This is a genomic window from Symbioplanes lichenis, from assembly GCF_030709675.1.
GTDB lineage: Bacteria > Actinomycetota > Actinomycetes > Mycobacteriales > Micromonosporaceae > Actinoplanes > Actinoplanes lichenis.
Window position 1 is genome coordinate 85,537 of record NZ_JAUZQD010000019.1, and the last position, 22,386, is coordinate 107,922.

Sequence of the window (22,386 nt, forward strand, 5' to 3'; positions counted from 1 at the left end):
GACAGACATAACTGCCCCGGCGCGCAAGATTTACTCGCGCCGCGCGTACCCGTTGTGGGCCGGCGTCGGCCGGGAGGCCGCCCACGAGGCCAGAAGCGCCAGATTGTCGGCGGTCGGCGTGCCCGCGGGGGCGGTGTAGACGGTGAGATACAGCCCGGGCTCGGCGGGCAGATCCAGCGACTCGACGTCCAGGTCGAGCCGGCCCACGACCGGATGGTGCAGCCGCTTGCGTCCGGACCGGTGCAGCCGCACGTCCTGCGACGCCCATCGCTGCCGGAACATGTCACTACGCGCCGACAGCTCGCCGATCAGGGCGATCAGCTCCTCGTCGTGCGGATCGCGGCCGGCTTCAAGCCGAAGCTTCGCGGCCGCGTCACCGGCGATGTCGTCATAGTCGACAAAGAACTCTCGCGCCGCCTCGGGAGCCAGACAGATGAAGCGCGCCGTGTTGGCGGGCCGTCGCGGGTCCGCCAGCACCGGCGCGAAGAGCGCGCGGGCGAGATGATTCGTCGCGAGCACGTCGTAGCGTCCGTTGCAGATCCACGCCGGCGCATCGGAAATGGCGGCGAGCACCCGCTGCAGTGCCGGGCGCACAGTCACGGCCGGCCGGCGCGGGCGCGGGTCGCCGGACGTTCCGGATCGGCGCGCGAGGTGGAACAGGTGGTCGCGCTCGGCCTCGTCGAGACGCAGGGCGGTGGCCAGCGCGTCGAGCACACCGTCGGAGGCGCCGGCGAGGCTGCCGCGCTCCAGGCGTACGTAATAATCGACCGACACCCCCGCGAGGAGCGCCACCTCCTCGCGGCGCAGGCCCTTGACCCGGCGGTTGCTGCCGTAAGCGGGCAGGCCCGCCTGGTCGGGGGCGATCCGGGCGCGGCGCGACCGGAGAAACTCCCGGATGTCGGTGCGGAGATCCATCGAGGCCATCTCCCCACCGTAGGCCCGGTCCTAGGTCCCCGATGCGGTGGTCGCGATGCCGCCGTCCACCGGGATGACGGTGCCTGTGAGGTACGACCCGGCCCGCGCGGCGAGGAAGACGGCGACACCCGCCATGTCGTCGTCGCGGCCGAGCCGCCGCAGCGGGGCCTTCGCCGCGATCCGATCGCCGACCGCGTCCAGCGTGGCCGCCATCATCCGCGACGGGAACGGCCCCGGCGCCACCGCGTTCACCGTGACGTGCTGGGGGCCCAGCTCCCGGGCCAGCACCCGGGTGAGCTGGTGCAGGGCCGCCTTGCTGCTGGCGTACGAGTAGTTGGGCGAGTCGGCGACGTGCACGGCGGCGATGCTGCCGATGTTGATGACCCGCGCGGGATCGTCGGCCGTGCCCGCCCGGCGCAGGGCGGGAAGCAGCGCCTGCACCAGCCAGAACGGCGACTTGAGATTGAGGTCGAGCACGGTGTCCCACGCCTCGGCCGGAAACGTCGCCAGCGGCTCGCGCCACATCGCCCCCGCGTTGTTGACCAGAATGTCCAGGCGCTCCGCATCGCCCGCGACCCGATCGGCAAGGCGCCGGCACTCGTCCTGCCGCGACAAGTCGGCGGGGATCGCCTCCACGTCGCCGAATTCGAACAGGCGACGCTGGGCCTCCGCACACGCCTCCGCACTGCGGGAACTGACGACGACGCGGGCGCCCGCCTGCAGCAGCCCCCGCGCGATCATCATCCCGATGCCCCTGGTGCCGCCGGTGACCAGGGCACGCTTCCCGCTCAGATCAAAAAGGCTGTCCGCCATCGTTTTCCCGTCCCTCTGTCTGTGGCCGGCGCCTTGGGGGAAGCCGGCCCGACCAGGCTGACAGCCGTTCGGGAAGGCGGGGAGATCCTGATGATGCGGGTACTGCGAGGACCCCTCTCGCCCCGCTGCGCCGGTCCCCGTCACGGTTTCCCGAAGGCAGCGAAGCCGGCCCGGATCGGTGAGCCGACACTTGCGATGCTGATTGCTTGGATGCGACCGGAAGCAGCACGCATTGGCATAGACGCTCGACTAGGTCCGGTCCGATGCTTTGGCGTCGGACTGATGCCTCGCGATGGCCGACGCCGCCAAGCGACCCTCCCCTCGGAGCCGCTCGAATATGCGGCCCTCGGCCGGAGGGAGTGATGAATTGCCGGAGCAGCCCGAGAGGAAGCGCTGGAACTGGCTGGAGAACGAGCGGGTTTACAAAGTCCTCGCGTTTTTCACCGCGCTGGCGAGTCTGATCACTGCACTGCTCAAGGGGTGCGGCGCCGCGTATGCAGCTCGTGAGCTGTCAACGCGGGACGCCGCACGCCGGTTCCCGTCCCTAGGTCAGTTCAGCCGCTGCGAGGGGCGGGGACCGGTCCTCGGCTGTCATCGCTCCCGAGCGACGTTGCCACGAGGAGAGGAGCAGCAGAGGTTCTGGGATGACGGTAACAGGCCAGGTAGCGACGCCAGCAGCGCCACCTCTGCTTTCCCGGCCTGGTCGCACACAAGTCCCAGCCGCTCTCACCAGTCGGTCAGCGCTGGTGGCGGCGTGCCGCTCGGCGCACGGCCCGGGCCGTTCGGCGCAGCATGATCTTACGCAGCGACGCGCGTGTGAAACCTCTCGGTAACCTGCGGCCGACGGCCCGTGATTACTCCTCACAGGAGGTATCACCGATTATGGTTCAACCCGCACCACGCAGCGATCGTAGCCCGTGGAACTGGCTGCTGATCGTGCCGATCGTGGTCCCCGTGCTCACGCCGCTGTTCAATTTCGACTCACCCCGGCTCTGGGGGTTCCCGGCCTTCTACTGGCTGCAGTTTCTCTTCATCCTGCTCGGGGTCACGACCACCACGATCGTGTACCGGATGACCCGCAGGCCGGCCGCGCCGGTCGCCCCGGAGGCGCGCGATGAGTGACCACATCACCGAGATCATCGTCTTCTCGCTGCTCTTCCTGCTGGTCAGCGCGATGGGTTTCGTGGCGGCCCGGTGGCGGGCGCCCAAGGACATGGCCCATCTCGACGAGTGGGGGCTGGGCGGGCGCAGCTTCGGCGGCTGGATCACGTGGTTCCTGGTCGGCGGAGACCTCTACACGGCGTACACGTTCGTGGCGGTCCCGGCCCTGATCTTCGGGGCGGGCGCGGCCGGGTTCTTCGCGGTCCCGTACACCATTGTCATCTATCCGTTGTTCTTTCTGATTCTGATCCGGCTCTGGTCGGTGTCGCACCGGCACGGATTCGTGACGCCGGCGGACTTCGTGCGGACGCGGTTCGGGTCGCCGACGCTCGCGCTGCTGATCGCCATCACGGGCATCGCGGCCACGATGCCGTACATCGCGCTGCAGTTGGTGGGCATCGAGGCCGTGCTCAAGACCATGGGGGTGACCGGTGACTCGATGCTGGCCCGGCACGCGCCCATCATCATCGCCTTCGCGATTCTGGCCGCGTACACCTATCAGTCGGGTTTGCGGGCCCCCGCCCTGATCGCCTTTGTCAAGGACACGCTGATCTACATCGTGATCATCGTGGCGGTCATCTATCTGCCCTACAAGCTGGGCGGCTGGGGGTCGATCTTCGACGACGCGCAGGCGAAGTTCGACGCGTCACCGGCGCCGGGCGACGGGATCACGCTCAACGCCAACAACCAGATTCAGTACATCACGCTGGCGCTGGGGTCGGCGCTGGCGCTTTTCCTCTACCCGCACAGCATCACGGGCGTGCTGGCGAGCAAGAACCGCAATGTCATCAAGCGGAACATGTCGGCGCTCCCGGCGTACAGTTTCCTGCTGGGTCTGCTCGCCCTGCTGGGCTATGCGGCGATCTCGGCCGGCGTGAAGCCGTTGCCGGGCAGCAAGGAAGGCAGCGTCGACAGCAACACCGTCGTGCCGCTGCTTTTCGACCAGCAATTCCCGTCGTGGTTCGCGGGGATCGCGTTCGCCGCCATCGGCATCGGCGCGCTGGTGCCGGCGGCCATCATGTCGATCGCCGCGGCCAATCTCTTCACACGCAACATCTACAAGGAGTATCTGCGCAAGGACGCGACGCCGGCGCAGGAGGCCAACGTCTCGAAGATCACGTCGCTCGTCGTCAAGATCGGCGCGGTCGCGTGCATCATCTTCCTCGACCCGCAGTTCAGCATCGACCTGCAGCTCATCGGCGGTGTGATCATCCTGCAGACCGCCCCCGCGGTGGCCCTCGGGCTCTTCACCCGCTGGCTGCACAAGGGCGGCCTGATCGCCGGCTGGGCGCTCGGCATGGGCCTCGGCATGTGGATGCTCTATCAGATCCCGAACGCCGCGACCAAGCGCGCGCACTTCGGCGGGTCGGCTTTCCCGCTCTCCGACTTCGGCTTCGACACCCCCAAGACGGTGTACGTGGGCTTCGTCGCCGTGGCGGTCAACCTGCTCGTGGCCGTGCTCGTCACGCTCGTGCTGCGCGCCTTGAAGACGCCGGACGGGGTGGACGGCACGCGGCAGGACGACTACTTCGCCGACGCGGGCGACCCGCGGCTGGAGAAGGGCCGTCACACCCCCGACACCCTGGTCAGCGGTCCTTGATGTAGCTGTCCATGTCCCGGGTGAGTCGTTCCAGGAGCGCTGCGAGGTCGCGGCGCTCCTGGCCCGTCCAGTCCTTGAGGATCACGTCGTAGAGCTCCCGGCGCGCCTTCGCCACCGCGTGCACCTGCGAGATGCCCTGCTCGGTGGCCGCGATGACCGTGCCGCGCCCGTCCGTCGGATCGGCGTGCCGCTCCACCAGCCCGTCCCGGTGCATGGCGCTGACCTGCCGGGTCACCGTCGAGCCGTCCAGGTTGAGCCGGGCCGCGACCGCGGAGACATTCTGCGGGCCGGCCTCCTCCAGCAGGCGCAGGATCACGTACGCGGCGCGATCCAGTGCGCGATGCGGGCGGGGTGAGCTCCGCCGGGTCGCCTCCCCGAGCCGGATCAGCATCGCGACCTGCGTCTCAATGCTGGCGAGCGCCGCTTCCTCGTTCATGAGCGGTAACTCTAGGGCCCCCTACCTGAAAGTTAGCTGCGAAACCCGGTTCACCCGTACGGGGATGTGTATCGATCTCCGGCGCCGGGCAGTCGCGGCCATGTCCTGGCCCAGTCTCAACGCCGAACTTTCCGCCTATGTCCGCCCGATCGCCCAGTTCGACGGCCTCGCCCTGTGCAGCCGCGACCCCGGTCGCCTGGCCGGTTTCTGGAGCATGGCCGGCTTCGGCGGCCTCCGCCACGATCTCGCCGACGGCAGCCTGCGCCTCGACCCCGCGTCCGGCCGCCCCAAGGCCGAGATCATGCGCCTGACCCCCGACCCGGCCCCGCCCGGCGACGCCGACCGCATCCACCCCGACATCCGCCTGCCCGGCCGCACACCGGCCCCGCTGATCGCCGCCGGCGCCACGATCGTCCGCCCGCCCGGCGACGACCCCTGGTGGGTCCTGGCCGACCCCGAGGGCAACACCTTCTGCGCGTACGCCTCCGTCGACGACCGCCCCGCCGGCGTCTTCCAGCTCGTCGTCAAATGCCGCCAGCCCCTCGCCCTGGCCAACTGGTGGTCCCGCGTCATCGGCGGCGAGGTCCAGCGCGAAGGCGACTCCGCGGTGCTCAAGGGCGCCCCGGACTTCCCCTGGGACTATCTGGCCTTCGACCTGGTCCCCGAGACCCGGACCGCCCGCAGCCGCCTCCAGTGGCACCTCCTTCTGCGCGACCCCGACCCGTACGTCCTCACCCACGCCGGCGCCACCATGCTCAACGCCTCCCCGGGCGGCCCCTGGCTGCTCGCCGACCCGGAGGGAAACGCTTTCTCCGCAGTCCCGGTGGGATGAAGCCCTCTCCGCGGTCCCGTGGGACAAAGCTCTCTCCGCAGTCCCGGTGGGATGAAGCTCTCTCCGCGGTCCCGCTAGGATGAGACTGCGACGGACGAGTTGGCTGGGCGGTCGCGTCGGAGGCCCTCGCACGGGGGCCGCCGCCGAGGAACGTCCGGACTCCGCAGAGCAGGGTGGTTGCTAACGGCAACCCGGGGCGACCCGCGGGACAGTGCCACAGAGAAAAGACCGCCGGCAGTTCCCCGGAACGGCCGGTAAGGGTGAAACGGTGGAGTAAGAGCCCACCAGCACCCCGGGCGACCGGGGTGGCTAGGTAAACCCCACCCGGAGCAAGGCCAAGCAAGGCCCCCGCCGCGCAAGTGGCGGAGGCCGGCGCAGGCGTTCGAGGGCTGCTCGCCCGAGCCTGCGGGTAGGCCGCACGAGCATGCCGGCAACGGCACGCCGAGATGGATGACCGCCCAGCGGCGAGCAATCGCCGCGGACAAAATCCGGCGTACAGGCCGACTCGTCCGTCGCCCTCAAGTCGCGTTCCTCAGTGCGCCTCCGGCCATCGGTACAGCTGAGTGTCATGGCCGGTGAAGGTGTCGGGATGGATCGGTGAGGTTCAGCTCGCGGGCGTAACGGCTCCCGCCGAGCCGGCAGCTGCGAGAACGCTCGGTTCACGCTTCTGCCGGAACGATTCCGTAGTTCGGTCGCACCTGCCGCCTGCGGCTGGCGTGATTGGCGTGACGGCCTGGAAAATCCGCCCATGACCGGTTGGCAGGACGTGGATTGGGGCAGCGCTCCGACCTGGGTGAGCGCCGCGATCACCAGTGGTTCTTTTCTGGTCGCGGCCACCGCCTACCGCCGCAGTGTCCTGGAGAAGGAACGCGACCAGGCGAGCAAGGTGGCCGCATGGGTGGCGCTGGAGGAAGACGCGGGCACCAGAAAGCGCGTACTACGGCTGCGCAACAGCAGTGATGGGCCGATCTTCGAGGTGACGGTCGAGCTCGCGGGCAAGCCGGTCGTTGAATCGCCCGAACTGGTTCCGGAGACGACGTCGACGTTCGACCTCCCCGACGACGGGTCCGACTACCCGGCGTCCGTACAGAAGGTCACCGTAGAGGTGCAGTCGATCTTCACGGTGGGACTGTCTCGCGAGACCTTGCTGACCGGCCCTACGCCTACGATGACCTTCCGCGATTCGACCGGCAGATGGTGGGAGCGGGACCGTCAGGGCCGCCTCAGACGGTTGAAGAACCGGGTCACGGCCCATGTGTACGGTCTTCGCTACGGACCGCTGACGATTTCTTGGCAGCCCGCTGAACAGCTGACCGGTCATGAGTTGCGAATCGGCACGCTCTGGCCATGGCCGGTCCGGAAGAGCAAGCGGGACCTCAAATCTCGGCCGAAACCCCTGAGCGATGGTGTTGCCGGTGACGCGACAGCCGCCGGCGAGGGCAAACGGCCGGAGTGAAAGCACCGAGTCCGCCGACGCGGGGAGGACGGTGCGCCGACCGGCACACCGTCCTGCCCCTTTACCAGGTGGTGAGGCCGGCCGAGATCGTGCGGGTCAGGGTGGCGTTGGTGTCGTCGCCGTCGAGGGACCACATCATGGCGCCGCCGAGGTTGTGGGTTCGGATCCAGGCGGTTTTCTGGAGGATCTGGGCCGGGTCGTCGTAGGTCTAGAAGGTGGTGCCGTCGGTCAGCCAGGAGTGGCCGGCCCGCCAGTCGCGGTGGACGGTGAAGCCTTGGGCGGGGAATTTCTTCAGCTCCTTGTAGTCCTCGGTGCCTACGGCGAACTTGCCCGGCGCTCCGCCCGCGGCCGGGGAAAACAAACCGGATGCGCCGCCCGTCCAGCCCTGGCCGTAGTACGGGATGCCGAGGACCAGCTGGGAGGCACGCGCGCCGCGGGAACGGTACGCGTTGATGGCTACCTCGATCGAGAAGTCCGGATTGTCCGGGGCGCCGGCGGGGACTTGGATGGCGGACTGCTGGTTGGTGCGGGACTCCCAGGAGCCATGGAAGTCGTAGCCCTGGACCGTGCCGAAGTCGAGGTACTTGAAGATCTTGCTGACCTCGAAACCGGCGTCGATCTTGGCGGGGGCGGCGGGGAGGAAGGCGGTGAGGTCGAAGTGCCGGCGGGCCTTACGTCCGTACGCGTCGAGCTGTTTGCGGAATTCCGCCGCGAGCAGGGTGAAGTTGCGCTTGTCCTCGGGGCGGACGACGTTGCCCGCGTTGCCGTCGGAGCCGGGCCATTCCCAGTCGAGGTCGATGCCGTCGAAGATGCCGGCGGCGGTGCCCGCGGGGAGGCCGGGCAGGTTGCCCTTGAGCCACAGGTCGACGCACGAGGCGACGAGCTTCTTGCGGGAGGCGTCGGTGAGGGCGGCGTCCGAGAAGTACGCGGACCCGGTCCAGCCGCCCAGCGAGATGAGCACGCGGAGATCGGGGTGCTTGGCCTTGAGCTCGGTGAGCTGGTTGAGGTTGCCGGCGAGGGGCTGACCCTCGACGTCCGCCACGCCGTCGACGCTGAGGTCGGCGGGGAACGGGGTCTGCCAGTCCGCCCATGGGTCGGCGGAGTCACAGACGCCGGCCGCGGTGACCGGGCCGAAGGCGTAGTTGAGGTGGGTCAGGCGGGCGGCGGCACCCGACTTGTCCACCTTGGCCAGCTGGAAGTCGCGGCCGTAGATGCCCCACTGGGTGAAGTAGCCCACCTTGACATAGGACCGGTCGTGGGCCTCAGCCGGCGCGGCAGCCACGCCGACCACAACGGCGGCCGCCAGAAAAGAAGCAAGAAGACGACGCATGAGCCCTCCGGGGCGGAGCGTTAAAGAAACTTTCCTTATCGAGGAAAGTAAACGTCCGCCCCCGAGGGGTCAACGCAGGTGCGCGGTCTCGTTCACCGAGCGGACCGCGATCCCGCCGTCCGGCCACAGGTCGACCGTGGACACTCCGGCCGCGTCGAGGAACAGGCGGTGCAGGAAGGCGTCACTGGCGGCGAGCGCGTCGCGGAGGATCAGCTTGATCGGGGAGACGTGCGAGACGACCACGACGGTCTGCGCCGGGTACGCGCTCAGCAGTGTCGCCTGCGCGCCACGCACCCGCTTCGCCACGGCCTGGAAGGACTCCCCGTTCGGCGGGGCGACGCTGGTCGAGCCGAGCCAGCTGTCCAGCTCGTCGGGCCAGCGCTCGCGTACCTCGGCGAACGTCAGCCCCTCCCAGTCGCCGAAGTCGCACTCGATCAGCTTGGGCATGACCGTCACGGTGACGTTGCCCAGCTCGGACGCGATCAGCTCGGCGGTGCGCGTACATCGGGAAAGGGGTGAGGAGACGACGGCCGTGACGTCGCGGCTGATGCCGGCCACCCGCCCGCCCGCGGCCATGGCCTGGGCCTCGCCCTCGTCGGAGAGCGGCACGTCGCCGCGGCCGGAGTAGCGGCCCTGCTGCGTGAGCGCGGTCTCGCCGTGCCGGACCAGGATGAGCCGCGTGGCGTTGTCGAGCGACGGCGGCGCCCAGTCCTTCGGCGGAGTGTCGGAGACGGGCTTGCCGGCGGCCTCGTCCATCGCGCGGTTGGCGAGGGCGTCGGCGAGCTTGTTCCTCTCGCGCGGGATCCAGTCGAAGGTCACCGACGAGAACCGGCCGACCAGCGTCGCGGCCTGCGCGGCGAGCGGGCGCAGGCCCGGGTTCTTGATCTGCCAGCGGCCGGACATCTGCTCGATGACGAGCTTGGAGTCCATCCGCACGGCGACCTGGTCGGCGCCCAGCTCGGCGGCGGCCTCGAGCCCCGCGATCAGCCCCGAGTACTCGGCGACGTTGTTCGTGGTGGTGCCCAGGGCGGCGTACCGCTCGAGCAGGACGCCGCCGGTCTCGTCCAGCACCACGGCGCCGTACCCGGCGGGCCCGGGGTTGCCCCGCGACCCGCCGTCGGCCTCGATCGCGACCCTCAGTGTGCTCATGATGAGCTCCTTCGTGCGGCGCCCGAAGACGACGTCCCGCGTCCGCCGGCGCTCCGGCGGAACACCGCCGCGCCAACTCCGTCGCTCACAGGCCGGACTCCGCGGTCCGGACCATGATGCGGCGGCACTCCTCGCACCGCACGACCTCGTCGGCGGGCGCGCCCTTCACGCGGGCGAGGTCGGCACCGTAGAGCTCGATGCGGCAGCCCCCGCAGCGCCCGGCGCGGAAGAGCGCGGCGCCCAGGCCGGTGTCCTCGCGGATCTTGTCGTAGAGCTTGACCAGGTCGTCCGGCAGATCCGCGGCGAGCGGCGCCCGGGAGCCGGCCTTGAACTCCTGCTCCTTGGCGATGTCCGCGAGCGCCTCGTCGCGGCGGGCCTCCGCGGCCGTACGCTTCTCGACCGCACCGGCGATCCGCTTCTTCACCTCGTTGAGCGTCTGCTCGGCGCTCTCGCGCTGCTCCATGAGCTCGAGCTCGGCGTCCTCCAGCTCGCCCTGCCGCCGGTTGAGCGTCGCCAGCTCGTGCTGCAGCCCCTCGATCTCGCGCAGCGCGCCGCCCGCGTCGAGGCGCTTCTGATCCTTCTCCTTGCGGGTGCGGACCTGGTCGATGTCCTTTTCGAGGCGGTTGATGTCACGGTCCAGGTCGTCGACGGCGACCTGCGCACGGACCCGCTCGTCCTCGAGCGCCGAGATCTCCCGCGCGCTCGCGTCGATCTCCGTCAGCTCCGGGAGCGTCTTCCGGCGGTGCGCGAGCTGGTTGAGCGCGGTGTCCACGGCCTGCAGGTCGAGCAGGCGGCGCTGTGCTTCCGGGGCGGCCTTCACGGCTGGTTCTCCTTGTTCGATCGGACCGCGTGCACGGTCCAGGGGTCGGTGTCGAGGTCGGACACGTGCGCGGTCACGCCCAGCTCGGCCCGCAGCCAGGCCGCGACCTCGTCGAGCCAGGGCCGCTCGCTGGCCCAGTGGGCCACGTCGATCAGGGCGGGACCACCCGCGGCGAGGTGCTCGCTCGCCGGGTGATGCCTCAGGTCCGCGCAAAGGTACGCGTCCACGCCCGCGGCCGTGGCAGCGCGCAGGAAACCGTCGCCGGCACCGCCCGACACGGCCAGCGTGGTGATGATTCTCCCGGGGTCGCCGGCCGCGCGCACCGCGCCGCCCAATTTGTCCGCGACGACGGCGGTCAGTTCGCCGAGGGTGGTCCGAGGGATCTCTCCGACGCGTCCGATGCCGCGGCCTTCCTCCGCCGGCACCAGCGGGCGGGTGCGGGTCAGGCCGAGCCGAGCGGCGAGCGCGTCGGACACGCCGGGGCTGGCGACGTCGGCGTTCGTGTGCGCCACATAGAGGGCGATGTCCGCTTTTATCAGCCGATGGACGATCCGCCCCTTGTACGTGTCCGGGGCCACCGACGACACGCCCTTCAGCAGCAACGGATGGTGCGCGACGATCAGATCGGCACCGGCCGCGACCGCCTCCTCCACGGTCTCGGGCACGACATCGACCACGCAGAGCACCGTGCGGACGGGAGCGCCGAAGTCGCCGAGGACGGGGCCGACCCGGTCCCACGGCTCGGCCCAGGCGCGCGGATAGCGGGCGTCGAGGGCGGCAATCACCTCGCCGACGGTCGTTTCGTTCACGGCCGCCAACTCTACCCAGGTCTAGCTGCGCGCTCCCGGCTCCACTCGGTTGTCGGCCGCGACTTGTGCGTTGACCGCCTGCAGGGCGCGCCGCCAGGGGAACTGGCTGCGGAACTTGTCGTTCTGACCGGGGCCGCCGAGGCGCATCACGTCGTCGCCGTAGAGCACCTGGACACCCCAGCTGCGGATTTTGGCCATGCTGTCGTGCAGCGTCGGGTGGGTGGCCATGACCCGATTCGTGTACGGGACCACGACCGTCGGCGTGCTGAACCCGTACGCCTCGACCAGCAGCCCCAGCACCAGCGTGTCCGTGATGCCGGCGGCCCACTTGTTCACGGTGTTGACGGTGGCCGGAGCCACGATCATGGCGTCGGCCGGCGGGAGCAGGTCCTCGTCGCCCGGGTTCTTGTAGTAGCTGCGCACGTGGTGCCCGGTCTGCGCGCGCAACGCGTCGGTGTCGACGAACTTCCGGCCGTCCGGGGTGGTGATCACGCACACCTCCCAGCCGTCGCGCTGCGCGAGGTCGACCAGGATCCCCACGTCCCGGGCGATGGGCGAGCCGCACACCAGGACGTACAGCACACGATCAGAGATCACCGCGGAACCCACCTCATACGCCGACTCCCATCTGCTCGGCCAGCTCCGCGATCGGGGCCGGCGGGGTTCCCCGCGTGCGACGCAGCACGTCGGAGATGACCTCCTGGGCGAGCGGGCGGCACCGGATCTCCGCGGGGGCCAGCCTGTCGCCCTCGAGCAGCATCTCGCTGGCCATGTCCACGTCACCCAGTTGCGTGTACCCGCGCGCGATGTCCAGGTAGTGGTGCGCGCGCCGTTCGGGCAGCATCGCCGCGAACGATGCCTGATCAATTCTGCGGTGCGTCTCCACCGCTTTGCCACCGTCGCCGAGCTCGACCGCGGCCGCGGCCCGGTGCAGCTCGACGTTCGTGGGCCCGAACGACGTCCAGTAGTAGTTGAAGTCACCGCCCAGGGCACACGCCGCCTGCTCGGCCCCGCTGACCAGATCACGCACCGTGGCGCTGTCGCCGATCCGGGCGGCCGCCATCGCGCCGGTCAGGAGCAGGAGGCCGTACACGGAAAGCCTTTCGGGGGTGGCCATCTCGGCCGTCGTGGGCGCGAGCCGGTTGGCGATGTTGACGTTGACCTCCAGCGCCGAGCGGACCCGGCCCAGGGAAAGCAGCGCCATGCCAACCCGGTGGCTGGCCATGCCCGCGAGCAGCTGGTCGCCGGCGCGCTGCGAGACCGCGATGGACCGGTCCGCCGCCAGCCACGACAGCTCGTGCTCGCCGACCTTGCGCAGCGCCGACGACGCGATCTGGTAGACCTGCCCGAGCAGGTGCGCCGCGTCGTGCGCCTCGTCACCCCCCGCGTGCGCGCTGTCCGCCGCCTGCGCGTCGCGGAGCAGCTGCGGCAGCTTGCGCGCCAGGACCCCGTACTTGGCGTGCTGGTAGGTCAGCCAGGCGTGGCTGACCGCCTTCTTCATCTCGCTCAGCGGCGGCGCCTGGGGCACCGGCTGGAAGAACGCGCTCATCTGGTCGTAACGCTCCAGGGCCGCGCGGATCTCCTCGACCTCGACCTGGTCGATGCAGTTCGGCGTCTCCGGCTTGCGCTCGACGTCCTTGCCGAGCAGCAGCGTCACGTCGATGGCGAGAACATCGGCGATCTCGTAGACCACGGAGAACTTGTCGAGCCGGCGGACCCCCCGCTCCACCTTGTCGACCCAGCTCTTGCTCTTGCCCAGCCGGTCCGCGAAGACCTGCTGGGACATCTTGCGACGGCTACGCCAGTACGCGACCCGGCGGCCGATCGGCAGCTCGTCCACGTTGCCTCCCCAAACTCAGCCGGCGTCCCCCGCCGGTGAGCAACCCCATGTTGCGAGAGCAGTGTGGACCGCACTCGTCCGTGCTGGTCGCACAAGCTGTGTGATCGCCTGCCCGAGGTCGCTCGTAGTTTCTCATGCAACTTGCAATGGGTGATCTGTTCGCTCCAACGACGCGTGTCGCGCTTGGTGACGGCAGCGCCGCCTGGTATGGCGGCGAGTACCGATTCGGGGGTATGACAGGTATGCAGTGGCTTGATCGCTTCCAGCTCCGCCGGGCCGCGCTGCGCTACGCGGCGCACGGATGGGCCGTGACCCCGGGGGCCTGTCTCACGGGTCAGCGATTCCACTGCGGCCGGGCGGGCTGTCCCATCAAGGGCTGCCATCCGGCCATCGAGTCCTGGGAGGACACCGCAACCACCGATCCTTCTCGCGTGGACACCTGGTGGCGGCACCGGCCGCACACCGTCCTGCTGGCGACCGGCGGCGCTTTCGACGCGCTCGAGGTGCCGGCGGCGGTCGGGTTGCGGATGCTCGGCGCGGTGCGGCTGCATGCTCACATGCTCGGTGCGGGTGGACCTTCTCCGGCCGGCTCGTCTTCGGCCGGGCGTTCTTCCGCCGGGCTCGGGCCTTTGGTGGACGGCCTGGCCGGCTCTCGCCGGGGAGACGCGCGCGGTCCGGTCGCGGTCACGCCGGACGGGCGCTGGATCTTCCTGGTACGCCCCGGAGCAGCGCTGCGGCCCGAGCTGACGACCTGCCTCGACGTGCTCCTGCACGGCCGCGGCTCGTGGATCCCGGCCGCGCCCAGCCGGACGCCCGAGGGACCGGTCCGCTGGGCCGTCGCCCCGGAGCAGAACGCCTGGCGCCTGCCCGAGTCGGGGATCGTGCAGGCCATGGTGCTCGACGCGCTCGAAGCCCTGGGCCGGCGCCCGGTCCGGCCGGTGACGCTCAGTGTGCCCCGTCAGATGTCCACCGGGCGCCGCGCCGCGTGACAGGCCCGCGCTTTGACGCCCGGCCGCCGCATCACTGTGGCTGGTAACGGACGGTATCGGGTTCCGGGCACGGGCAGGCATGTCTCGAACACGCTATTTGCGTACCTTGGGGTAGGGAAGTCATCCGTTTGGGTGAAGCTGTGATCACGTAGCGCAGCTGCGTACTTGATTTTCAGCTGTAGAGGTTCATCGTCCAGCTGCAGTTGAGCCAGGTGTCGATCGCGAAGTAGCCGCGGCGCGCGCCCTCGGTGCCGTTGAGCACGACCGTACCCTTGCCGGCGGAGGCGTGCGACTCCTCGTAGCTGTTGGGCTCGCCGGTCCACGAGACGTAGAGGAAGCCGGAGTCGTCGCACTTGTACTCGACGACGGCCTGGTAGGCGGCCTTCGGGATGCTCATCCGGCTGCTGCGCCACTTCTCGTCGCCGCGGTAGGTGGCGATCAGCTCCATGCCTGAGGCCCGCGGCACCTGGGCGGACGCGACACTGGCGGCCGCGTCGGCCTTGTCCGCGGCGGTCACCCGGCCGGCGGCGTGCGCGGAGGCGGCCCCCAGGCCGAAGAGCCCGGTCAGTACGGCAATCGGGGTGACGAGACGGCGACGACGCATGAGCGAACCCTTTCCGAAGCGACCGGTACGGCCACGACGATCGGTCTCGTGGCCGTAATCCTGAGTAGTTGGCTAGTTACTATCTGTGTTTATCGAGCCAGCTCACGGTAGGCGGCGACGACCGCGTTCGTCCGCTCGGCCAGCTCGGGCGCCTGAGAGGCCGCCGGCATGCTCGTGAGCTCGGCCAGCGCCAGTTCCGCGCTGCGAGCCGTCTCGAGCAGGCGCTGCTCCCGGACGAACTCCTCCCCGGTACGCGCGATCGTGTGCAGCGCGGCGAGGATCCGATTGGCCTCGGCGCGGGTCGACTGCCACAGCTCGTCGACGCGGGCGCGCTGCTCGGCGAGGGCCTGGACGGCGGGGCTGGCGGGCGGGAGGCCGTACCCGGCGCTCTCGGCCAGCTCCGCCCGCAGCCGGCACAGGTGTTGCCGCTGCGCCAGGACGCCGGCAAGCTCGTGCAACGCCGCAGTGAGCCCGCGATCGGCGTCGCCGGGGTCGATCATGGGCTGCAGCGCGGGCCAGGTCCGCCGGATGCGCCGGGCCAGCGCGAGGGCCCGGCCGAAGGCGGCGCGTTCACGGGCCGCGACCAGCACATATGCCTCCTGGTGCCCGGCTTTTGCGCTCTTCCCGGTGGCCCGGGGTGATTGTGGTGTGGCCAGCCGGCCCGGTTGCGCCGCTCGCGCCTGCACCCCGGCGACCAGGGTCACCAGCGCCACGGCCACCACCGCCGAGATCCACCACGGCACGCCGACGGTGCTGAGCAGCGCCCCGGCGATGACCGAGGCGAAGGCGACCTGCGAGGCGATCCGGATCCGGTCGGGCCGGCTGCGCCCGCTCGGGGGCCGCGGCACGATCTCGGTCACCGACCCGGACCGGAAGCGCAGGGCCCGCCCGGAGCTCATCCTGATCGGGGTGGGCGACACGACGGTCTTCCCGGGGTCCACACCGATGAACATCGGTCCCGCCTTCCCGCCGGGCCCGGCGTCCGGTGCCGAGCGGACCCGGCCGCCGAGGGGGTTACGGCCGGGCCCGCTCTCCTGCGGACACCCCGCAGGTACCAGAAGGAATCGGGCCGCCGGGCGCTTACATGAGCCGCGCGCGGGTGCAGCGCGGGTGCGCACCGAAGCTCTTCGGTTGCGCCGCCTGTTCCTTCACGGCCGCCGCCGTCCCCTTCTCGGCGGCGTTTCCTGTCTTTCTCGGGCGTCGCTCTTCGGCCGCCGGAGCCGCTAGAGGTACTTCCGCATCTGCGTCTGGGTGACGCCGTAGCCCTCCTGCTCGTACAGCGCCCGCGCCCCGTCGTTCCCGCCGAACACGTTCAGCCCGATCGACGTCACATCCCGGGCCCGGCACTCCTCCTCGAGCGCCCGCATGATCGCCCGCCCGTACCCCCGCCGCCGATGCTCCTCCGCCACGATGATGTCGAAGATCCACGCCCGCACGCCGTCGCTCTTGGTACTGAGGGCGACCCAGACCATGCCCACCTCGGTGTCACCCGAGTACCCCTGGAAGAACAGGTTGTCCGCCGTCGCCAGCCCCTCCGGCAGCAACTTCCCGAACTCCTGTCGCGCCCGCTCGACGGCATCCGCGCGCGTCAACTCCCCCGCCTCCGCGATCTGCCGCGCGTAGCCCTCCTCCGCAGACGCCCGGTAACGCTGATACTGCTCCTCGGTCATCGGCTCCAGCCGCAGCTCAACCATGCCGCGGACCCTATCTCCCCCACCCCACCCGGCGCCGCCGCCTTTCCCCCCGGCCGCGCCCATCCCCCAGCCCCTGTTCCTCCTTGCAGCCCCCGTTCCGCGGCCCCCTTTCTCCGCGCAGCCGTCTCCCCTGCTCCGCAGCTCACGTTTATCCGCACGTCCGCGCCCTGTTGCGCAGCCCACGAGCCAGCACGCCCCTCCACCGAGGCCGTGGGTCGCGTGGTGCAAGGCGCGGCGCGAGCCTCTCGCCGCGGCCTTCCGGCGGCTGTCCGCCGGTCCCAGCGGCTCGTCCCGCGGCTCTCGCGGTTGTCCGGCGGCCCTATGCGGCTGCTCAGCGGATATCCAGCGGGTTGCCTGACAGCTGTTCGGCTTTCTACCCGGCGGCTGTTCGGCTAGCTGCCCGGCGGCTGTTCCGTGCCGACGAAGGCGATGATGTCTCGGACGACAGGCTCGTAGACCTCGACCGGCTCGCCCAGCCAGCCGACCGTGTCCCAGGTACCGAGCCGGAAGAGCGCCGCCCGCAGCAGCAGCTGACCCCACGCGGGCACGTGCTCCCATCGGCGCGCGAGCCCGAAGTCGAAGCCGTGCCACACCATCGCGTCGATCACTGCCACGGCCGGCCCCCACGCCGCAGGCCGCCAGTAGACCGCCCAGTCGATGACGGCCGGCGCCAGCCCGTCGGCGAACAGCACGTTGCCCAGCAGGTCCGCGTGCATCACCTGCTCCGCCGACGCGACCGGCCGCCGCGCCGCGAGAAGGGCGTCGATCAAGGCACTCGGCCGGCGTTCCCCGGGCGGCGGATCCTCCCAGGCGAGCCGGTCACCCTTCTCCCAGGGATTGTCCCGCCGGTCCAGGAACCCCGGCCGCCCCACGCCCGCCACCGCGGCATGGAACGCCTCCCCCGCCCGGACCACCTCACCGACCCGCCGCTGATCGGTCCGCCCGGGCACGAAGCGGGTGGCCTCCCACCCGTACGCGATCCAGTCGCCGTCCCCGGTCGCCACCGGCCGAGCCACACGGAACTCCGGACTCTCGGGCAGCCCCGCCAGCACACCCGCCCGCCACCGCACTTCGTCGTCGCCCTCGGACGGCTTGAGCACCACGTCACCGGCCCGCCACGTGCCGCCCTTGCCGCCCGCCAGCCGCACGGGCTCGCCCCGCGCCCCGAAGGCTCGCAGCACCTCCTGCGGCGGCGGCGCCCCGGCGGGCACCCACGAGGGATCGTGCCGCAACCCGGCCATCCGCTCCGCATGCTTCACCCGATCATTGTGCCGCCCCCTCCCCGCCGGCCCGCCTCTCACGCCACCCCGGACGGCGCGCAGATCCGCATGCCACCCCGACGGCGCGCACGATGCGGTTGCCATCCCGAAGGCGTCCAGGCACGAAGGCCGCCCCGACGGCACGTAGACACGGACGCCACTCCGACGGAGCGCATGCGCAGGCGCCATCCCGACGGCGCGCGGCTGTGGTGCCACCTCGGCGGCCCCGGGCGTACTCGTGTCGTTAGCCTCTGCGGATGGATCTCCGTGCCGCCATCGCCGACGAGCGCCGCCGCGTCGCCGACCTTGTCGACTCCCTGCAGCCGAACCAGCTCGACGCGCCCAGCCTGTGCGGCGAGTGGACGGTGAAGGAGGTCGCCGGGCATCTGCTCGCCGCCTGCGGCAACGTCAAGCCGTCGCTGGGGCTGATCGCGCGCAGTGGCTTCCGGCTGCACGTGGTGAACGCGCGGCTCGCCGTGCAGACGGCGGACCGTCCGGCGGCGGAGCTTGCGCAGGCCCTGCGCGACAACGCGGACAACCCGTTCGAGGCGCCGCTGGTGGGTCATCCGGGACAACTGACCGACCTCCAGGTGCACAGCCAGGACATGCGCCGGCCGCTCGGGCTCCCGCACGGGCTGCGGCTCGAGCGTCTGCGAGTGTCGCTGGACTTCATGACGAGCGGGCGCGCGTACGGCTTCGCGCCCCGGCGGCGACTGAGCGGGCTGCGGTTCGAGGCCTCTGATCTCAACTGGTTCTCCGGGGTGGGTGAGCTGGTGGTCGGACCGGCCGAAGCGGTGCTGCTGGCCATGTGTGGACGGACGGCGGTGCTCGGCGAACTGGACGGCCCGGGCGTCCGGACCCTGCGCAGCCGGCTGCACTGATCCGGGCGGTCCGCGGACGACCCGGGCCCACGGACTCTGCGAAGCCGGCTGGACCGATCCGGGCGCCGGGCGCACGGACCTGCTGAGCCGGCTGCGCCAAGCCGTGCGGCCCGGGGCGTGCCGACCCCTGCGAACCGGCTGCACCGAGCCGGACCCGCCGGGGTGCGACCATCATGGCGACGCCCCCCGACATTTTTCGGCGTCCCGGCGCCTCGTGTCAGCTGCCCGACACAACACGCCTCGCCTCCCGACACGCCGGCCCGAAAAATGTCAGTCGGCCCGCCTAGCGTCGCCGCCATGACTGACACCAAGTACGCGCCGGAGTTCGACCGGCGTGCGCACACCCAGCTGGAACGGCACCTCGTCGTGGGTGCGAACACCTATGAGATCAGCGCCTCGGGCACGGGCGACGAGACCGTCCGCCTGCACCTGACGGGCTGGGGCCCGGACGGCGCCACCGTCGGCGAGATCAGCGGAGGGATCTCCCCGCGCGACCTCCCCGAGGTGGCCGAGGCGCTCTCCTCCACCCTCGCCGGCCTCGTGGCGCTCCGGGCCAAGCGGGCCCCCCGCCCCGCCGCGGCCACCGACGACCGCCCGAAGCGCCACCCCAACCAGGGCACCCGCTGGTCGGCCGAGGACGACGAGCGCCTCCTCACCCGCTGGGGCGAGGGCGCCGGCGAGCGCTCCCTGATGCTCGAATTCGGCCGCAGCCGGGGCGGGATCCGCGCCCGCCTGGAGTCCCTCGGCGCGATCGAGCCGGGCACCACCATCCTCTATCGCGACCGCCCCGTCGGTGGCCCGCGTCCCGCCTCGGCCAAGACGCCCGCCACAGGGCCCGATCAAGCCGCACAGAAACCCTCCGGTCAGGAGGCTGTCTCCACACCGCGGAAATCCGAGCAGGGGACAGCCTCCACACCGGGGGTTATGGAACAGGAAGCTCCCATCACAACCGGCAGTTCGGATCCCGAGCCGATCACCTCGGACGACAGCGATCTTCCTGAGGCGGCCGCGGCGGTGTCCGACGGCCGGGCCGAGAGGAGCGCGACAAGCCGTGATTCGGGCGCGAGTTCGGCATCGGCGCAGTCCGCTCAGGACGTTGCCGCCGGCCGGCCCGAGAGGCGAGGTCCTCGGCTGCTGGGCAAGCCTCCGGCGGAATGGTCGGAGGCCGCGGAATGGTCGGAGCCCGACACCAGCGCGGGAGAGTGGAGGTGACGACCGGCCCATCCGTGTCCGCGTCGATGGCAAGCAGCAGGGCAATCGAGGCGGAGTGCAAGACGCCGCTGCCGGCACTGCTCGGCGCCGACTGACCGGCTCGGGTGTCAGCCGACCGGCACGGCCATGGCTGATCGGCACGGGTGTCCGCCGACATGCACGACCATGGCTGATCGGCACAGCCGCCGACCGACACGGGTGACGGTAGATCGACACGGCCGAGGCTGATCGGTGCACATCGTTCCGGGCGGGCTCCATCGTGGTGTCCGCCCGGAACGGCAAGCCCTGGCGGTGAAGGATTCACCTGCCCGAACAGCCCTGTCACGCGCCTTGGGCACGGTGGTCTTGAGCGGTCGCGCCGACGGACAGGATCGTCGGCGGGGCCGCCCGTGGAGGGGAGCCAGGCACGGCAACTGATCTTCACGTTCGGGGCACTGTCGTGGCGGCAGGCCGCAGGGAGGAGGAAGCTGGACGGCACCCGGCGAGACACCGGTCACTGATCAAGGTCATCCTGGCCATACGGGTCGTTGCTCCCATCAGAGGCGACGATTCGGAGGCCACCCCTCGTCCCACGAAGCGGCTGCGGCTGCACACTTCCGAGCCCCGAGACAGCTGCACCGATGGTCTGCGGCGTCGTCCGGCGCTACATGCGTCGCCTCCGGCATGCGGCGCAGGCCGGGCGCTTGCACCAGGGCTTTGACGCTCGCTGTCGCGCTCACGAGTTCGCGATTGTGGTCGGCTCGCGCGATCCGCGTTTCGCTGTGGGACGAGGGTGCAGTCGCTGACGGCCGGGCGTCGTGACGAGGATCAACACCGCGCCCCGCCCGGCGGACGTCGGGACGCGAGGGTGCGGTGGGGCTGGGGACGCGAAGCCACGACCGGGCGGGGAACGCGGAGCGATGACCGGCAGGGGCACGAAGGCACGACCGGGCAGGGGCACGAAGGCACGACCGGGCGGCGGGGCGTGTGGGGCTCGATCGGGTGGTGGGCTGGGTCGGGCGGCCGGCAGGGGTCGGGGGCGGAGGGGGATGCGGTGAACGTTGTCATTGACGGGCGGTCCGTGCTGGATGAGGCGGATCTGCATCGGCGGTTGGCGGGGGCGCTCGGGTATGGGCCCTGCTATCGGCGGGACATTGATGATCTGCGGCGACATCTGGGGGCCGGTGATCCGCGGCCGGTTCAGCTGGTGTGGACGCACAGTGGGAGCCTTCGGATGGCTCTTGGTGTGACGGTCTACGACGCGCTTGTGGATGCGCTCGAGCAGATCGAGGCCGGGGACGCCGGGCGTCATTGGAATGAGCGCTTCGTGTTCCGCCAGCTTGAGTAAAGGCTAAGGACTTCGCTGCTGGAACTTGTCTGGGCCGGGCACGCCTTCCTCGGCCCACGTTGCGCATGTCGGTGGCAAAGCTGCGGGCCGGGCACGCCTTCCTCGGCCCACGTTGCGCATGTCGGTGGCGAAGCTGCGGGCCGGCCGGGGGCGGACGCCTCGTCTTCAAGCCGTTGCCGGGGGCGCTGATGCAGCTCGGTAGCCCGCGCGAGTGCAGGACTGCTCAACAGGCATCACTGCAGGTGGGGCGCGGAAAGGGCAGTGCGGCGGCGAGGACGGCGGGTGAGCCCTGGTGACGGTTGGGCTGGGTTGATCGGGTGGTGGGCGCGGTAGGTTTCGAACCTACGACCCCTCGCTTGTAAGGCGAGTGCTCTCCCACTGAGCTACGCGCCCGGTTCCTGGTGGACCGGAGTGGTCATCCTACCTTGGGCTCGCGACCGGCTGCCCGTCTGGCCCGGCGCCACGAGGAGGATCAGACTCGGCGGCGCGAGAGGGGACGCGGCCCAGCGTGGCGCAAGGGGATCCGGCCCAGCGCCACGCGAGAGAACGCGGTCCAGCGCCGCGGGAGGAGATCCCGCCCGGCGGCGCAGGGAGGATTCGGCCCAGCGGCACGAGGGGGCCGAGTGGTGAAGGGCGGTGGATGAGTACTCGCTTGTAAGGCGAGTGCTCTGGCGGAGGCCGGGGCGACATCAGGGACCGGCGTCGAGACGATCCGGCCCCCGTGGGCGGGTCAGGGGAGGAGGGTCTTGATGGTGTCGCGCCAGGTTGACTGGTTGCGGGGGTGGCCGGGGGGCTCGTGCTGGGCGAAACGGACAAGACCCTCGGTGTCGATCAGGAAGGTGCCGCGGTCGGCGAATCCTGCTTGATCGTTGAAGATGCCGTAGGACTGGGCGACCGCCCCGTGCGGCCAGAAGTCGCTCAGGAGGGGGAACGTGTAGCCCTCGCGGTCGGCCCAGACCTTGTGGCTGTAGACCGAGTCGACGCTGATGGTCAGGACCTGGAGGCGGTCGTTGGCGTATTCCGGGAGGTTGGCCTGCAGCTCGGTGAGTTCGCCCTGGCAGGTGCCGGTGAAGGCGAGCGGGTAGAAGACGAGCAGCACCGCCTTGCGGGCCCGGAAGTCGGCGAGGGCGACTTCCTGGTTGTTCTGGTCCTTGAGGGTGAAGCCGGGCGCCCGGGAGCCCACGTCGATGGTCACGGCCCCAGCCTAGCCAGGGCACGGTCACGCACCAGGCCCGCCGCGAGCCAGGCACCGCCCCCGG

At 70.7% G+C, this 22,386-nt stretch carries 21 protein-coding genes, 1 tRNA gene, 1 other RNA gene and 1 pseudogene; 9 read left to right on the forward strand and 15 right to left on the reverse strand.

Annotated elements, in window-relative coordinates:
* Nucleotides 1-30: 30 nt before the first annotated feature.
* Nucleotides 31-915 (reverse strand): helix-turn-helix transcriptional regulator, encoded by an 885-nt coding sequence (locus RAN62_RS36105; protein ID WP_305789352.1) that lies wholly within the window; start codon nt 913-915, stop codon nt 31-33.
* Nucleotides 916-945: 30 nt separating this feature from the next.
* Complete coding sequence (locus RAN62_RS36110; protein ID WP_305789353.1) at nt 946-1,728, reverse strand: SDR family oxidoreductase; 783 nt, start codon at nt 1,726-1,728, stop codon at nt 946-948.
* An 882-nt stretch (nt 1,729-2,610) separates the two neighbouring features.
* Here RAN62_RS36110 and RAN62_RS36115 point away from each other — a divergent pair.
* Complete coding sequence (locus RAN62_RS36115) at nt 2,611-2,850, forward strand: DUF3311 domain-containing protein (RefSeq protein ID WP_305789354.1); 240 nt, start codon at nt 2,611-2,613, stop codon at nt 2,848-2,850.
* The gene (gene mctP / locus RAN62_RS36120) at nt 2,843-4,489 is read left to right on the forward strand and encodes a monocarboxylate uptake permease MctP (protein WP_305789355.1); all 1,647 of its coding nucleotides are present in this window, start codon (nt 2,843-2,845) and stop codon (nt 4,487-4,489) included. The genes RAN62_RS36115 and mctP overlap by 8 nt, the downstream gene beginning before the upstream one ends.
* Here mctP and RAN62_RS36125 read toward each other — a convergent pair.
* Complete coding sequence (locus tag RAN62_RS36125) at nt 4,476-4,925, reverse strand: MarR family winged helix-turn-helix transcriptional regulator (RefSeq protein ID WP_305789356.1); 450 nt, start codon at nt 4,923-4,925, stop codon at nt 4,476-4,478. The two genes, mctP and RAN62_RS36125, sit on opposite strands and share 14 nt — an antisense overlap.
* A gap of 100 nt (nt 4,926-5,025) precedes the next feature.
* Here RAN62_RS36125 and RAN62_RS36130 point away from each other — a divergent pair, with 100 nt between their 5' ends.
* From RAN62_RS36130 to RAN62_RS36140, 3 genes are all read left to right on the forward strand, one after another.
* Entirely contained in the window at nt 5,026-5,757 is a 732-nt protein-coding gene (locus RAN62_RS36130) for a VOC family protein (RefSeq protein WP_305789357.1), read from the forward strand.
* Between the two features lie 95 nt (nt 5,758-5,852).
* An RNA gene (rnpB, locus tag RAN62_RS36135) (RNase P RNA component class A) lies at nt 5,853-6,269 on the forward strand.
* Between the two features lie 236 nt (nt 6,270-6,505).
* Complete coding sequence (locus tag RAN62_RS36140; RefSeq protein WP_305789358.1) at nt 6,506-7,213, forward strand: hypothetical protein; 708 nt, start codon at nt 6,506-6,508, stop codon at nt 7,211-7,213.
* A 61-nt stretch (nt 7,214-7,274) separates the two neighbouring features.
* On the opposite strand, the pseudogene RAN62_RS36145 reads toward RAN62_RS36140, so the two are convergent.
* The 6 genes and pseudogenes from RAN62_RS36145 to RAN62_RS36170 form a co-directional block, all read right to left on the reverse strand.
* Nucleotides 7,275-8,543: pseudogene (locus tag RAN62_RS36145) on the reverse strand (glycoside hydrolase family 18 protein).
* A 69-nt stretch (nt 8,544-8,612) separates the two neighbouring features.
* Nucleotides 8,613-9,692: a histidine phosphatase family protein gene (locus RAN62_RS36150; RefSeq protein ID WP_305789359.1), complete on the reverse strand. Its 1,080-nt coding sequence runs from the start codon at nt 9,690-9,692 to the stop codon at nt 8,613-8,615.
* A gap of 85 nt (nt 9,693-9,777) precedes the next feature.
* The gene (locus RAN62_RS36155; RefSeq protein ID WP_305789360.1) at nt 9,778-10,512 is read right to left on the reverse strand and encodes a zinc ribbon domain-containing protein; all 735 of its coding nucleotides are present in this window, start codon (nt 10,510-10,512) and stop codon (nt 9,778-9,780) included.
* Nucleotides 10,509-11,321: a Nif3-like dinuclear metal center hexameric protein gene (locus RAN62_RS36160; protein WP_305789361.1), complete on the reverse strand. Its 813-nt coding sequence runs from the start codon at nt 11,319-11,321 to the stop codon at nt 10,509-10,511. The genes RAN62_RS36155 and RAN62_RS36160 overlap by 4 nt, the downstream gene beginning before the upstream one ends.
* 21 nt (nt 11,322-11,342) lie before the next feature.
* Nucleotides 11,343-11,915 (reverse strand): flavoprotein, encoded by a 573-nt coding sequence (locus tag RAN62_RS36165; RefSeq protein ID WP_305789458.1) that lies wholly within the window; start codon nt 11,913-11,915, stop codon nt 11,343-11,345.
* Nucleotides 11,916-11,931: 16 nt separating this feature from the next.
* A complete protein-coding gene (locus tag RAN62_RS36170) occupies nt 11,932-13,161 on the reverse strand; it encodes a helix-turn-helix domain-containing protein (RefSeq protein ID WP_305789362.1) in 1,230 nt (409 codons plus the stop codon).
* Between the two features lie 242 nt (nt 13,162-13,403).
* Here RAN62_RS36170 and RAN62_RS36175 point away from each other — a divergent pair, with 242 nt between their 5' ends.
* Nucleotides 13,404-14,150 carry a bifunctional DNA primase/polymerase gene (locus tag RAN62_RS36175; protein ID WP_305789363.1) on the forward strand — a complete coding sequence of 249 codons (747 nt, stop codon included), beginning with the start codon at nt 13,404-13,406 and terminating at the stop codon, nt 14,148-14,150.
* A gap of 172 nt (nt 14,151-14,322) precedes the next feature.
* On the opposite strand, the gene RAN62_RS36180 is transcribed toward RAN62_RS36175, so the two are convergent.
* From RAN62_RS36180 to RAN62_RS36195, 4 genes are all read right to left on the reverse strand, one after another.
* A complete protein-coding gene (locus RAN62_RS36180) occupies nt 14,323-14,754 on the reverse strand; it encodes a hypothetical protein (protein WP_305789364.1) in 432 nt (143 codons plus the stop codon).
* A gap of 89 nt (nt 14,755-14,843) precedes the next feature.
* Entirely contained in the window at nt 14,844-15,707 is an 864-nt protein-coding gene (locus RAN62_RS36185) for a hypothetical protein (RefSeq protein WP_305789365.1), read from the reverse strand.
* Between the two features lie 270 nt (nt 15,708-15,977).
* A complete protein-coding gene (locus RAN62_RS36190; RefSeq protein ID WP_305789366.1) occupies nt 15,978-16,448 on the reverse strand; it encodes a GNAT family N-acetyltransferase in 471 nt (156 codons plus the stop codon).
* A 392-nt stretch (nt 16,449-16,840) separates the two neighbouring features.
* Nucleotides 16,841-17,707 (reverse strand): TIGR02569 family protein, encoded by an 867-nt coding sequence (locus tag RAN62_RS36195; RefSeq protein ID WP_305789367.1) that lies wholly within the window; start codon nt 17,705-17,707, stop codon nt 16,841-16,843.
* Nucleotides 17,708-17,964: 257 nt separating this feature from the next.
* Between RAN62_RS36195 and RAN62_RS36200 the strand changes: the two genes are divergently transcribed.
* From RAN62_RS36200 to RAN62_RS36210, 3 genes are all read left to right on the forward strand, one after another.
* On the forward strand, nt 17,965-18,588 hold the full coding sequence (locus RAN62_RS36200; RefSeq protein ID WP_305789368.1) for a maleylpyruvate isomerase family mycothiol-dependent enzyme: 624 nt from the start codon (nt 17,965-17,967) through the stop codon (nt 18,586-18,588).
* 297 nt (nt 18,589-18,885) lie between these two features.
* Nucleotides 18,886-19,800, forward strand: coding sequence for a hypothetical protein (locus RAN62_RS36205; RefSeq protein ID WP_305789369.1), 915 nt, complete (start codon nt 18,886-18,888; stop codon nt 19,798-19,800).
* Nucleotides 19,801-20,833: 1,033 nt separating this feature from the next.
* Entirely contained in the window at nt 20,834-21,127 is a 294-nt protein-coding gene (locus tag RAN62_RS36210) for a barstar family protein (protein ID WP_305789370.1), read from the forward strand.
* Nucleotides 21,128-21,445: 318 nt separating this feature from the next.
* On the opposite strand, the gene RAN62_RS36215 is transcribed toward RAN62_RS36210, so the two are convergent.
* Nucleotides 21,446-21,520, reverse strand: a tRNA-Val gene (locus RAN62_RS36215).
* 337 nt (nt 21,521-21,857) lie between these two features.
* On the reverse strand, nt 21,858-22,322 hold the full coding sequence (locus RAN62_RS36220) for a peroxiredoxin (protein ID WP_305789371.1): 465 nt from the start codon (nt 22,320-22,322) through the stop codon (nt 21,858-21,860).
* Nucleotides 22,323-22,386 lie beyond the last annotated feature (64 nt).